This window comes from Nocardia sp. NPDC052316, from assembly GCF_044547795.1.
Classification (GTDB): domain Bacteria; phylum Actinomycetota; class Actinomycetes; order Mycobacteriales; family Mycobacteriaceae; genus Nocardia.
Window position 1 is genome coordinate 70,728 of sequence record NZ_JBIUBB010000011.1, and the last position, 12,322, is coordinate 83,049.

Genomic DNA, 12,322 nt, shown 5'->3' on the forward strand with positions numbered 1-12,322 from the left:
GTGCTGGCTCGAGGCCGGATCAGGCTTGAACGATTCGGCTATCAGGGATCACTGTGCCAAGAAAGGTTTCGGCTCAGCGCCGAGGGCGGGAGGCCGAAGATCTCCCGGCAGGTGCGGGTCAGATGGGCGCTGTCGGCGAATCCGGCGGAGTGCGCGGCGCTGGTGAGGTCCGCGCCGTCGGCCACCGCGTCCCGCACGAGCACCAAACGCAGCCAGAGCACGTAGCGCCGCAGTGGCAACCCGACCTGGGCGGTGAACAAGTGGGTGAGCCTGCTCGCCGAAATGCCCAGGCGGGCAGCGAGATCGGCCGTGCGAACGGTCCCGGCGGCGACGAGGACCGGCAGGCAGTGCAGTGCGGCGGTCACGGCCGGGTGGCGGACGGCGTCGGGGACGGTCGTGCTGTCCGGCGCCAGAATCGTCATCAATTCGGTGACCGCCGCGGCGATCGGCGCATCTTGATCGGGCAGGGACAACGCAGGTCCGCCGGACCAGCCGACGGTGTCGGCGCGGTGTGTGGCTGCGCGGCCAGCGGCGCTGTCCGGATCGAGGAACACCGCGATACCTGCGGGGGCGCCGCGCAGCACACGATGCGGTGCGTCGGCGGGGATGATCATGTGGGTACCGGTGTACTCGACGTTGGCGCCGGCGACGGTGATCGGGCCGGCCGCGATGATTATCTGGACGGCGTGGTGGGCGTGGGTGCCGGTCGGGCCGATCGACCCGCTGAAGGCGAGCACGCCGGGGCGCAGCAGGACCTCGCCGCGCCAGGGCTGCGGGCCGGTGCGGTCGTCGATGGTGGCGTCGGGAGTCCGCGTCCCGCATGCCGCCGAAGGCAGTGGTGACACCGTCGTAGCGTAGTCGCAGCATCGTCCCCTACATCGGTAGCGCCGAGTCGAGGGTGTTCGATCCGGCGGCGGTCCGGAGACCAGCGCGTCTGACTGTCGAACCCTGGCAGTAGCCGGGCCACGCCATCCGCCCAGGCGGCGACCACCTCCACGCGACAGGTATGACGTAGCCCACACTCGCTCCGCGCACGCCGCGATACCGACCCTCGTAGGATCGGCAATTAGTTCAGCAACTAAGGGACGCTCGCCGACCCGAACAAACTATTTGACGCGTTGACGCAGGAGGAGAAAGGGGCAGGCGGTCGCGGTGACCGCACCGTGCACGAATTTGTTGCCGCTATGAGCTGCACAGTTCATGACGGCAATCGGTATGTCCAAATCCCTGGTGTATGAACACCAGCCGCCGGGGGTCGGGCCTTCCGTCTATTTCACAGTTTCGACAATATCGTCTATGTGACTCGGGGAGTGTCGTTGACCAAGATTCGTATTATTGGCGCTGTCGGCGTGGTTGTTCTCCTTCTCCTGGCAGGCTCGCTCTACTTCGGCTTGCGCGACAAGTCTGATGATGCTCCGGCGCAGAAGGCGATTTCGGTGGCGGTCGACGTGACCAATCTGCCGCAACGCGTGATCGAGGTGAAGCAGACGATCCCAGCTCAACCGGGCGAGATAAGACTGCTTTTTCCGCAGTGGCTGCCCGGCAACCACTCGCCGTCCGGTCCGATCGACAAGATCGCGGGCATCACCTTCACCGGCGCCGGGCACAAGCTGGAGTGGAAGCGTGATCCGCTGAACGTGTACGCGTTCGAGGTTACTGTGCCCGACGACGTGGACTCGATCGACGCGAGCTTCCAGTACTTCACCCCCACCGACTCCAGTCAAGGGCGCGTGGTGATGACGCCGAATATGCTGAATTTGCAGTGGAATGCTGTGGTCCTCTACCCGGCCGGTGCTCCCGTCAGTGAAATTCCGTTCACCGCGAGCGTTACCTACCCGCCGGGGTTCGAGGCCGGAACCGCGCTGGATGTTGCCGACAAAAACGGCGACACCGTGAATTACAAGACTGTCCCGTTGGATATCCTCGTCGACTCGCCCGTGTACGCGGGGCGTTATCACAAGGAATTCGACCTGGTGCCCGGCGCGAAAACCCCGGTGCGACTGCAAGTATTCGCAGACGCACCGGAACAGCTCGAAGCCAAACCCGAGCACATCGAGCTGCACAGGGCTCTGGTGAAGCAGGCCGTGGACCTGTTCGGCTCACAACATTATGACCACTACGACTTCCTGCTGTCGTTGTCGAGTCAGCTCAGCTCCAACGGATTGGAACACCAGCGATCCAGCGAGAACGGCCAACCCACGGACTACTTCACCGGGTGGGACCCCGCGGTGGGCAGCGCCGATCTGCTCGGTCACGAATTCACCCATTCCTGGAACGGCAAGTTCCGTCGCCCCGCAGACCTGTGGACACCCAACTACAACGTCCCGATGCAAGACAGCCTGCTGTGGGTCTACGAGGGACAGACGCAGTACTGGGGCAACATGCTCACCGGTCGGTCCGGCTTGCGACCCGCGGAAGTCTCGCGTGACGCGTTGGCCTCGGTAGTCGCCGCCTACACCGACAACCGGCCCGGACTCGCCTGGCGCAGTCTGCAGGACACCACCAACGATCCCATCATCGCGCAGCGGCGTACGAAGCCGTATCGGTCGTGGCAGCTCAGCGAGGATTACTACCAGGGCGGACAACTGGTGTGGCTGGGCGTGGATGCGCGTATCCGCGAATTGTCGAACAACACAAAGTCGCTCGATGACTTCGCTCGTGCGTTCTTCGGTGTCGACGGCAGTAAGTGGGAGTCACAGAACACCTACGACTTCGACGAGGTCGTCTCGACGCTGAATGGCGTTGTCGCCGACGATTGGGCGAAGTACCTGCGCGATCGCATCGACGGAAAAGAACCGTTCGCGGCGAGTGTCGAGAAGACGGGGTGGAAGTTGGTCTACGACAACAACCCAGGTGCCTTCCTCGCGGCTCAGATGAAAAAGGCTGAGGGCGCGGTCAACTACACCTACTCGATCGGGATCAACGTCTCCGGTGAAGGCAAGATCACCGATGTGCGGTGGGACGGGCCCGCATTCAAGGCACAGGTCGGCACCGGGATGACGGTGGTTTCGGTCAACGACGCCCCCTATTCCCAAGCCACGATGGAAGCCGCGATCGAGGCGGCCAAGACAGATCCCGCACCGATCCGATTGCAGGTGAAAGACTTCGATCAGACACGGACCGTCGAACTGAACTATCACGACGGCCTCCGTTACCCGCATCTGCAACGCATCGAGGGCACCCCGGACTACCTCACTCAGATCCTGGCCGCGCGGAACTAACGCCGCACGGTCCAGCATCGGGACGTCGCGGACGCGCATCTGGTGCCTGGTCTTCGTACTGATCGACCACGTACCGCGCGCGCCGCGACGAACCGGAACTGGCTGATTCCCGGCCGTCGCTGCCGGGCCCGGCAACGACGGATGGCATGAGACCCGGGCCTAACCTGCGTCGGCGAGGCGACGTACACGGTTGTTGAGATACCGCTGTTCGGGAACGCTCGTGGCGAGTTGCGCTGCCCGCCGATAGCTTTCGATGGCGCCTGCGCTATCGCCGATCCGCTCCAAGAGGTGTGCGCGGACAGCGTGGGTGCGGTGATGACGCCGCATCGATGAGTTGTCGAGTAGGGGCGCGATCAGATCCAAACCCTGCTGTGGGCCGACGGCCATGCTGACGGCGACGGCCCGATTGAGCGTCACAATCGGGCTGGGCGCGACCCGATCGAGCATGGTGTACAGGATGCTGATCTGCGGCCAGTCGGTGCGCTCCCATGTGGGCGATTCCGCATGCACCGCGGCGATCGCCGCCTGCAACTGGAACCGGCCGACATGGCCGCGCGGCAGCACCCGCTCCAGAATGCCGACACCCTCCGCGATCAATTCCCGGTCCCACCGGGAACGGTTCTGTTCGGCCAGCGGTACCAGCTCGCCGTCCTCGGTCCGGGTCGCCGCGCGGGCGTGGGTGAGCAGCATGAGGGCCAGCGCTCCCGCGACTTCGTCGTGATCCGGTATCGCGCAATGTAATTGACGGGTCAGCCGGATCGCTTCCTCGGTGAGGCTCCCATCGATCAGCGTGTCACCGGCGGAACGGGTGTGTCCCTCGGTGAACAGCAGATGGCACACATCGAGTACGGAGGCGATGCGCGCGGGCAGGTCCGAGCGGCTCGGGATTTCGAACACCACACCGGCCGACCGCAGCGTCGACCGAGCCCGGGTGAGACGTTGCGACATAGTGTGCGGCGGAACGAGATAGGCGGCAGCGATCTCGCCGGTTCCCAAACCGCACACGGCATGTAGCGTCAACGCGACCTGCGAGGAGCGACTCAGACTCGGGTGGCAGCAGAGCACCAGCATCCGCAGCATGTCGTCGCCGTCCTCGGCTGTCACCTGATCCACCGGCGGCACCACGTGCGCGTCACTCGGCTGCGCGACAGCCACGGCCTCTTCGCGCCCGACCCGTGCCCGGTCGGACCGCACCCGGTCGATCAAGCGCCGCGAGGCCACGGTGATGAGCCAGCCCCGCGGATTGGCAGGCACTCCGTCGCGACTCCACTGGATCATCGCCGCTTCGGCTGCCTCCTGCGCGGCATCCTCGCAGTCACCGAGGTCGCCGTGCCTGCGCAGCAGAGCGGCCAGGACGTGCGGCGACTCACGCCGCCACACGTCCTGCACCACTCGGTTGCTCACTGGTCGTCGCCACCCGACCACATCACGGGCCGCAATTCGACCGTCTCCCCCGGACCGGCGAACTGCGCGGCGATTTCCTCTGCCCGAGCATGGTTTTCGACGTCGATCAGGAAAAACCCCGCCAGATGCTCCTTGGCCTCCGAATACGGCCCATCGGTCACCAGCGGTTTGCCCGCGCTCCACCGGTAAAGCCGCGACGACTCCGGCGCCCCGAGCGCCTCCCCCGTCAGCAGCTCACCCTTCTCCCGCATCTCGCCGAGCAACTTCTCGAAATCGGAGTTCACCCGATCCCGCTCTTCCTGCGACATCGCCTGAAACTCGGGCAGATAGTCACCCGTCGGATGCCCCCACGGTTGCGGATTGGAGTGAATCAGGATCACGTACTTCATCGCGGCTCCTTCGCGATCACGGATGCGCCCGGCTGACCCATCCTTACCTGAAACGTCGGAACCGACGCCATGATGTCGACATCCGTGCCCCGGCTGCCGGGCTCATCACGCCGTGATCGCTGGAAGGCGCGGGACCACGCCGCATTCGGAACAGGTGTGGAAACTGCGCCGCTGAGTCGGTTTACACAGTTCGCCGCACGCGGCAATACCGCGGCCCAGACTCTCCGACGCTGTCGGCAGTACCCCGCAGCAGTCAACGGCCCGAGGTGAACCTGGGCCGTTTCAGTGCGCGCTCATGCCGAGGGAAGCGCTCCCGGTAGCCTCCCAGGACAACGCCTCCCGAGACCCAGCAGTGGCCGCTCATGCCGCGAGCCGCGCGTTGGTCGGCGGCCCAAATCGGCTGGCTGACACCGCTTCCGGACGCGGGACCACGCCGATGAGCGGACTCGAAGTGTCCGGACCGGACAAGTCGATCATGGTTGGCGCCGCACATTCGCGCGTCCACCGTCCCGGTCCGTTCGTCAGTGCGGCGTAGCGGGACTTCACTGGCCCTTCGTCGATCGCCACGAAAAGCGTTGGCCGTCGAGCGGCATCACCTAGAGCTGGTAAGCCGACTCCAAGGATTCGTTAATGCGTCGACGGAATGATCTTCGTAGACAGGACGAAGGGGGAACAACATGTTCAAAACTTTGATGATGGCGGGTATCTCGGCGGCCATGATGGCCGGTGGCACGGTGAGTCTGGCGACGGCTACCGCGGCACCGGCTGCGGCGAGCGGGGTCCTGCCGCAATGCATCTCGATGTGGGAGACCGATAGGGTGATCGCCTGTGCTTTCCGTGATCAGCAGCAATGTCGGCAGTGGGTGGAAGACGGCAAAATTCTGGGTTACCGGGAGTCCGCCGCCGGGTGTAATTGGAACGAAGCGGGAAGTCACCGGCCCGAGTGGGACAACCCCGAGGGATATGTCGGAGGGCGGATCAAGTAGCCAATAGCCTCAGTGCACACAACGCCCCGGTTTTCAGGTGCCGGGGCGTTGTGCTGTCCAAGCTCTCGAATCGGGCGAGGGCTGCGGTAGAGCTCGTCTACCAGCAACGCACTCATCTGCCGCGACCCGCGTGTTGTTCGGCCGTCCAGCCATGGGGGCTACGGCACGGCCAGGGGACGCAATCCCAGACAGCCGGGCACACAAGCGGATTGACAACAGCATCGGGGGACGCGTCGAAGGCGATCGGCTCCGCGGTGACCGGGCACTCCTCGGTTGTTCGCTATTTAGCTACAGAGCTAAACTATGAACATGACCAAGCTCGGTCCTGAAGAGGAAGCCGGAGTATTCCGCGCGCTGGCAGACTCGACGCGTCGACAGATCCTGGAGGACCTGCACCCTGGGGAGATGACCGCAGGGGATATCGCCGCGAGGTTTCCGATCAGTGGTCCTTCGATCTCCCGGCATCTGGGCGTACTCAAGGCGGCCGGGCTCGTCCGAGAGCGACGAGCCGCCAACCGGATCTTCTACGCGCTCGTCGAGGAACGACTGGCGTTGTCGATCGGCAGGTTTCTGAGCGCGATCTGCCCGGAGCAGGTCGTCATCAAGCAGCGCACACTGCGAACCGCGAAGAACAAGGAACTCCGATGAGGCCTCCGCAGATGTCCAGCGTCGTCGAGCGACGCCTTCTTGTGAACTACCGAGTCGCCCCCGAGGTCGCCGCGAGCCTGGTGCCGCCGCCGCTGCGACCGCAATTGGTCGGCGGTTTCGCCGTTGCGGGCCTCTGCCTGATCCGCCTCGGACAGTTCCGCCCGAGCCGGCTACCCGGCTGGATCGGGTTACGCAGCGAGAACGCCGCGCATCGCATCGCGGTCGAGTGGGACGGTCCACAGGGGCGCTCGACCGGTGTGTACATCGCGCGTCGCGACAGCGGTTCGATGATCAATGCCCTTGCCGGTGGCCGACTGTTCCCGGGTGAGCACAGTTTGGCACGGTTCGACGTGCGAGAGACAGCCAAGGACCTGCATGTCGCCTTCGCCAGTCCAGACCAGACGATCTCGGTGAGTGTCGACGTGCGGATCGCCGAGCGGTTCCAGGACAGCGAACTGTTCACCGATCTGGCGCAGGCATCGGACTTCTTTCGGCGTGGCTCGGCGGGATTCTCAGCCACACGCGGCGGCCTACGCCTCGACGGGCTCGAACTCCGAACGAACTCGTGGCATGTCGAGCCACTCGAAATCAATTCGGTTCGATCCACGGTCTTCGACGACCCGGACCGATTCCCCCCGGGCAGCGCGGTACTCGACTGCGCCTTACTCATGCGCGAGGTGCCGGTGACGTGGCGCCCTCTTCCGCCCCTGCCAGTCGTGACGGACGCCACGACCGCGGGGACCACGCTAGGAATAGCACCGAACGTCTGCACGGCCACATCCGAAACTGCCTGAAGCAGACCCCGCGAGAGCTCCCGCCGGAAGATCAACGGCCCCAGGCCCGCTCGGGTTAGGCGGTGCGCGCTCATACCGCATGGCGCGCTGACCGGACCGGCCGACTCGGGATTGTTCGACGGTCGGCTCCGAGCTGACCCGATCGATGATGAAGCTCGCTACGCAGCGTGCACTCACGAGACCGGCCGGTGACGGCGTGCCGCCGAGCGAGATCAGAGACCGCAGGGCTTGCCGGCCACGTCCAAGGCAGCGGTGAGAGCGGGATCCCCCATCACCCTGTCGAAGTCGTCGAGGTTCGTCGCGGTCTCGAGCCGACTCAGGTGTGCCGCAGCAGTATTGAGCGCGTCTTTCAGCGCGCCCGGGTCCGCGGCGTCCGCCACGACGCGGAGGTCCCCGGCGGTTTCGAGGTAGATCTGCCGCAGTTCGGAGAACGAGCCCGGGCCGCCGAGTGCTCCGAGCCGGTTGTTCAAATCGGTCCAGGCCTCGTTGAAGGCGGCGCAGGTCGCCTTGTCGTCGACTGCTCCCGCAGGACCGGCGACCGCGGTGAGGCCGCACGCGACGACCATCAGCGCCGACACGATAAAAGCTGTTCGTCGCATGGGCATGTCCCTTCTACCCGAGGCGATCTCGGCACCGGACATCTTCTCAGCACAGCGAACTGGTGCGCGACGCGGGGGAAGAGTCCGGCCCGCACTGTGCGGGCATCGGCGGAACGCCGATTCGAGGTTGAATCTTACCGACGCTGTTGTGCCACCAGATCGAAAGTCCGATGCCACGAGCGTCCTGGTCCGACGACGCAGTCGACCCGTCCCGCTGCTCGCCGCTCGGCTCGAATCGCACGCGGGTGTCCGTCGGCAAACGTGCTATAACGCCGCTTACGGGGCGGTCAGAAGCGCAAGATGCACTGCGACACAGGACATCCGGTACTACCGATTACAGAACTGTTACTTCGCCGGGCCTCGAGTCGGCTGCCGATACGCGAGCAGGAGAGCCTCAACGGGCCGGGACTCCCGTATCGAGGTCGTTCGCGGCTTCGTGGGGCCACGTGTCGGGGGTGCCCTGGCCTCGGTTCAGGGTCGAGCCCGGATGTGCTCGGTGGCGACGCGGCTTAGCTTTGCTGAAGCCCCTTCATCGGACCTAGGAATTGGAGAGGGAATCCCTTGCCAAAACTGACCGTCGCACTGTCTGCCGCCACCGTTTATGCCGCGCTCGCCACTCTGGTGTTCTGCACCATGATCGCCGAAACAGTCTTTTTGTACCCGAACTACTTTCACGACATCCCGAATTCGCTGATCGTCGCCGACGAATTCACCGCGGTGGTCTCGGTCGGCAGCGTGATGCGCCCGCTCGGCGCTGTCCTGACACTGAGCGCGGTCGTGGCGACAGCGGCGAGCCTGTGGTCCCGAACGGCACGAGTATGGACGCTCGCATCACTGGCGGCGCTGGTGTCCGGGCTCTTTCTGCTGTCGGCACTGTATCTCTGGGAACGCTGGACGATTCTGTTCGATGATCGCGACCGGTACACCGTCGAGGAGTTGAATCGCACCGTGCAAGAAATCGAGGTCGCGCACTCCATACGGATCATCCTGGGAGCGCTCACCGCGCTGTTCGCCGTGATGGCCGCCCTGCGGACCTACCGCACCCGACTCCTGCGCAACGTCGAACAGATACCGTCGGCGATATCGCTGCACTGAGTCCCCGGTCACGGCTGCGCTGAGTCCGCTCGAGGCGCGGTTCCGGCGGACCCGCGGTCGCCCGACCACACGCTCATACCGCTGGGCGCGCGGCCTACGGATGAGATCTACTGTGGCACAGGATATCCGGCAATGTCTGAGCGCATCCGGTGGGAAGAACACTCTGGCAGCAGCCGACTGCCGCGTCGGTCACGTTCCGGTCTGGTCGACAACGAAACGTGACGGCTACCGATCGTCGGGGAGTTGAGAGCGCAGAGACTCGACCTCGGCGCCTTCCCCAAGCACAGCGACCGCCAACTCTAGAAAGCTCGTCAGGGAATGCTCAGGAAGGTGGCCTTCGCTGCTTCCGTGGGTGGCTAGCTGGTCTCGCAGCGATATTCAGCGCAGGCTCAGTGGAGTCTCGGATTCGACGCGGGTCAGTTTCTCGGAGTTGCGGACGAAGTAGAGGCCGGTAATTCGGGTGTCCCTGAGCCGGACCGCCATGACGCCGTCGATTTCGCCGTCGATCCGAAGAATCAGTGCCGGGCTGCCGTTGACCATGGTGGGTCCGGTGGTGAACGTGACTTTGTGCTTGCGGATGCCGCCGAGTATGAAGCGAGTCACCTTGTCGGCCCCTGATCGGCTGCGGCACGGCCTTTTTGACGCCACTACCGTCGCCGATCAGGACGACGTCCGGGGCGAGTACATTGAGCAGCCCTGCGGGTCCCCGGTTTGCAGTGCATGCTGGAACGACTCCCGGCTCCACCTCAGCCATGTTTCCTGCAGGACGTCTTCGGAGTCGGCTGCCGATCCAAGCATCTCGTAGGCGACGGTGAATAACAGATTACGATGGGCAAGGAATGCCGCGGTCGCTGGGTCGGTGGCGTCCTCGCTCACGTCCCGGCCTCTCTTTTGACAGGTCGCGCTGGCAGTCAACGGTTTTCACGCGGTGGTGTGTTCACCTGCATTGCTCCCGGCACACGAACATCGGCATCGGCATCGGCATCGGCATCGGCATCGGCATCGGCATCGGCATCGGCATCGAGGGTGGTGCCACTCGGATCACGGAGTCAGAACCACCTGGCCGACTATTTCTCCACCGGCGACGCGAACGTCGACAGTGTCCGCTTCGGCTCGCAGTTGTGCGGCTACTTCGAAACCCAGTTCTCGGCCCTCGACGTGGGCGGCCAGCTCGGTTACGTGGGCGATCCGTTCGGCGGCGCGGGCATGGACATTCGGCAGTTCCGACAGCGGCAGCCGTTCGGTCACAGCGATCTGCAGATTTCCGGCGTCGACGCGAGCGACCAGCTCAGCGACCTGAGCGGCGTCGCTGTAGGCGAAAGGCCGCACTGCCCGCACCCCGCGCCCGACATCGTGCGGGACGGGAGTTGTTGTGCTGACATAGATCCCGCCGTCGGCGACCAGGTTCGCCAACTCCACGTTTTCCTGCGGGTTGCTGGGCGCCAAATTCAGCACCACATCGAACCGCTGTCCGGCCACTGCCTGCACGATCGGGATTTCGGTGTAGTCGATGATCTGCTGTGCGCCGTAGGAGCGGGTCCGGTCGAGGCTGCGCGGGCTGGCCGTCGCGGTCACGATGGCACCGGCTTGCACGGCGAGCTGAACGGCGTATCCGCCCACCGCGCTGCCCGCACCATTGATCAAGATGCCCTGACCGGGTTCGAGACCGGCGTGTTCGAACAATGATTGCCATGCCGTGAGCCCAACCAGGGGCAGGGCTGCGGCGTCGGCAAGGTCGACGGTGCGGGGAGCGTAAGCCAGGATCTCGGCGGGTGCGGCAACGTACTCGGCGGCCGCGCCGGGCGCGTCCACCGGCAAGAGCGCGACCACCGCGTCCCCGACGCTCCAGCCGTTCACCCCTTCACCGACTTCGGCGATGACACCAGACATGTCGACGTTCGGAATGTGCGGGAGGGTCACCGGGACGACATCTTGCCGAAAACCCGCGCGCAGCCCGGCATCCGCGTCGTTGTAGGAGGTGCCGGCCACCCGCACCACCACCTCACCCGCATCCGGGATGGGACGATCCGCCTCCTCGTAGACCAGAACATCGCTTCCGCCGTAGGAGTGATACCGCACTGCCTTCATCGACTCTGTGCTGTCGCTACTTGCTTCGGCCATCGGCTTCTCCTTCAGTTCACAGGGCTTCCGCCACCAGACACCGCATGATCGTTCCCTGTGACAGGCGGTGAGGTAGATCACTCGCCGGGTCCGGCCCGACCGGGGCACGGCAGCACCTGGGCCCAACCTCCATGACCGGTGTACGCCGATCGGGAGGTTGGGCTGAACGGCGACTTCCCGAGCTGACTTCAGCCAGTGCGAGTGAGCGGTAATGCCGCTGACCGCTCGCTTCAGTAGAGCCGCGGCCGCATGTGTTGAACGAGGTAGATCACCACACAACGAGATGGTGTCCAACTCTTTCGATGCGGACAGCAATCGAGTCGTAGCCTCGACCGGTGACCTGCGAATTCGAGAGTGAAATGGTCGATCGAGGTGAGGCGATCGAGCTCATCGACCGTTCCGACGGCACCGGGGTGCGGCTGTGGCACCGCACCGTTCCATACAGCGACGACTACGTAGCGGTGTGCGTGGAGTTGTCTGCGGATGGGATGGCGGCGTCAATGCGCGGACTCATCCTCGATTACGTCGCTGGTCGCTCACTCCCAGGATTCATCAGCAGCTTGGAGCGGGATTTCGGTGGCTGGCACGGGATCCGGACGTGGAAGAGCATGGACCACGAGCTGCGGATCGAGGCGCGACACCTGACCTTGGGACATGTTCGGCTGGACTGGAGCCTGAGCCGCCAGTTGAGCGAGTCCCCTTCCTGGGCCGCGAGGGTTGTGACTTACCTGGAAGCTGGTGAGCAGTTGCGACAGTTCGCAGCTGCCATCCATCGATTCCTTCTGCCAGACGACGCCGAACACCGGCGGTAGCGCATATCCGCTAATACCGCGACCCGCGCGGTTCGAAGCGGCCACCTGACGCTCCGGAAGATCAACTGGCCGAGATCATCTCGGCCAGCCGAACGTCCGCAACTGCCGATTTTCGTGCGGCGGTCCAGAGCGGAAGCGTCGGGCAAGTAGGCTCGGCTATCGCTCTGCCGAACGGCCTGCGGAACCCGCCGCGAGCCCGAAAGGTCCTGTACTCGCGGCGGGCACGGACGTTAGGACCCGGAACTTTTCTCGC

13 protein-coding genes are annotated in these 12,322 nt (G+C 64.7%); 6 read left to right on the plus strand and 7 right to left on the minus strand.

The window, feature by feature from the left end; all coding sequences use genetic code 11:
* Nucleotides 1-41 precede the first annotated feature (41 nt).
* Nucleotides 42-845 carry a helix-turn-helix domain-containing protein gene (locus ACIHA7_RS38455; RefSeq protein WP_397296873.1) on the minus strand — a complete coding sequence of 268 codons (804 nt, stop codon included), beginning with the start codon at nucleotides 843-845 and terminating at the stop codon, nucleotides 42-44.
* A 504-nt stretch (nucleotides 846-1,349) separates the two neighbouring features.
* On the opposite strand from ACIHA7_RS38455, the gene ACIHA7_RS38460 reads away from it, so the two are divergent.
* Entirely contained in the window at nucleotides 1,350-3,221 is a 1,872-nt protein-coding gene (locus ACIHA7_RS38460) for a M61 family metallopeptidase (RefSeq protein ID WP_397296876.1), read from the plus strand.
* A gap of 159 nt (nucleotides 3,222-3,380) precedes the next feature.
* On the opposite strand, the gene ACIHA7_RS38465 is transcribed toward ACIHA7_RS38460, so the two are convergent.
* Together ACIHA7_RS38465 and ACIHA7_RS38470 are read right to left on the minus strand one after the other, a co-directional pair.
* On the minus strand, nucleotides 3,381-4,625 hold the full coding sequence (locus ACIHA7_RS38465; RefSeq protein WP_397296879.1) for an RNA polymerase sigma factor: 1,245 nt from the start codon (nucleotides 4,623-4,625) through the stop codon (nucleotides 3,381-3,383).
* On the minus strand, nucleotides 4,622-5,014 hold the full coding sequence (locus ACIHA7_RS38470) for a YciI family protein (RefSeq protein ID WP_397296882.1): 393 nt from the start codon (nucleotides 5,012-5,014) through the stop codon (nucleotides 4,622-4,624). The genes ACIHA7_RS38465 and ACIHA7_RS38470 overlap by 4 nt, the downstream gene beginning before the upstream one ends.
* Nucleotides 5,015-5,691: 677 nt before the next feature.
* On the opposite strand from ACIHA7_RS38470, the gene ACIHA7_RS38475 reads away from it, so the two are divergent.
* The 3 genes from ACIHA7_RS38475 (at nucleotide 5,692) to ACIHA7_RS38485 (ending at nucleotide 7,442) form a co-directional block, all read left to right on the plus strand.
* Nucleotides 5,692-6,000 (plus strand): hypothetical protein, encoded by a 309-nt coding sequence (locus tag ACIHA7_RS38475; protein WP_397296885.1) that lies wholly within the window; start codon nucleotides 5,692-5,694, stop codon nucleotides 5,998-6,000.
* 309 nt (nucleotides 6,001-6,309) lie between these two features.
* Complete coding sequence (locus ACIHA7_RS38480; protein ID WP_397296888.1) at nucleotides 6,310-6,648, plus strand: metalloregulator ArsR/SmtB family transcription factor; 339 nt, start codon at nucleotides 6,310-6,312, stop codon at nucleotides 6,646-6,648.
* A complete protein-coding gene (locus ACIHA7_RS38485) occupies nucleotides 6,645-7,442 on the plus strand; it encodes a DUF2071 domain-containing protein (RefSeq protein ID WP_397296891.1) in 798 nt (265 codons plus the stop codon). The genes ACIHA7_RS38480 and ACIHA7_RS38485 overlap by 4 nt, the downstream gene beginning before the upstream one ends.
* Nucleotides 7,443-7,654: 212 nt before the next feature.
* Here the strand turns inward: ACIHA7_RS38485 and ACIHA7_RS38490 are convergent, their stop codons facing one another.
* Nucleotides 7,655-8,041, minus strand: a complete 387-nt coding sequence (locus tag ACIHA7_RS38490) for a hypothetical protein (RefSeq protein ID WP_397296894.1) — start codon at nucleotides 8,039-8,041, stop codon at nucleotides 7,655-7,657.
* Between the two features lie 561 nt (nucleotides 8,042-8,602).
* Here ACIHA7_RS38490 and ACIHA7_RS38495 point away from each other — a divergent pair.
* On the plus strand, nucleotides 8,603-9,136 hold the full coding sequence (locus ACIHA7_RS38495) for a hypothetical protein (RefSeq protein WP_397296897.1): 534 nt from the start codon (nucleotides 8,603-8,605) through the stop codon (nucleotides 9,134-9,136).
* A 378-nt stretch (nucleotides 9,137-9,514) separates the two neighbouring features.
* On the opposite strand, the gene ACIHA7_RS38500 is transcribed toward ACIHA7_RS38495, so the two are convergent.
* The 3 genes from ACIHA7_RS38500 to ACIHA7_RS38510 all read right to left on the minus strand — a co-directional run bounded on the left by ACIHA7_RS38500 (nucleotide 9,515) and on the right by ACIHA7_RS38510 (nucleotide 11,224).
* Nucleotides 9,515-9,739: a hypothetical protein gene (locus tag ACIHA7_RS38500; RefSeq protein WP_397296899.1), complete on the minus strand. Its 225-nt coding sequence runs from the start codon at nucleotides 9,737-9,739 to the stop codon at nucleotides 9,515-9,517.
* A gap of 57 nt (nucleotides 9,740-9,796) precedes the next feature.
* Nucleotides 9,797-10,012, minus strand: coding sequence for a sigma factor (locus ACIHA7_RS38505; protein WP_397296901.1), 216 nt, complete (start codon nucleotides 10,010-10,012; stop codon nucleotides 9,797-9,799).
* 165 nt (nucleotides 10,013-10,177) lie between these two features.
* Nucleotides 10,178-11,224, minus strand: coding sequence for an NADP-dependent oxidoreductase (locus ACIHA7_RS38510; protein WP_397296913.1), 1,047 nt, complete (start codon nucleotides 11,222-11,224; stop codon nucleotides 10,178-10,180).
* Between the two features lie 368 nt (nucleotides 11,225-11,592).
* On the opposite strand from ACIHA7_RS38510, the gene ACIHA7_RS38515 reads away from it, so the two are divergent.
* Nucleotides 11,593-12,069 (plus strand): DUF6228 family protein, encoded by a 477-nt coding sequence (locus ACIHA7_RS38515; protein WP_397296904.1) that lies wholly within the window; start codon nucleotides 11,593-11,595, stop codon nucleotides 12,067-12,069.
* Nucleotides 12,070-12,322: the final 253 nt, after the last annotated feature.

Coding starts and splice junctions, on each gene's coding strand:
- ACIHA7_RS38480 (WP_397296888.1), top strand. CDS start 6,310: ATGACCAAGCTCGGTCCTGAAGAGGAAGCCGGAGTATTCCGCGCGCTG.
- ACIHA7_RS38510 (WP_397296913.1), bottom strand. CDS start 11,224: ATGAAGGCAGTGCGGTATCACTCCTACGGCGGAAGCGATGTTCTGGTC.
- ACIHA7_RS38470 (WP_397296882.1), bottom strand. CDS start 5,014: ATGAAGTACGTGATCCTGATTCACTCCAATCCGCAACCGTGGGGGCAT.
- ACIHA7_RS38490 (WP_397296894.1), bottom strand. CDS start 8,041: ATGCGACGAACAGCTTTTATCGTGTCGGCGCTGATGGTCGTCGCGTGC.
- ACIHA7_RS38475 (WP_397296885.1), top strand. CDS start 5,692: ATGTTCAAAACTTTGATGATGGCGGGTATCTCGGCGGCCATGATGGCC.
- ACIHA7_RS38485 (WP_397296891.1), top strand. CDS start 6,645: ATGAGGCCTCCGCAGATGTCCAGCGTCGTCGAGCGACGCCTTCTTGTG.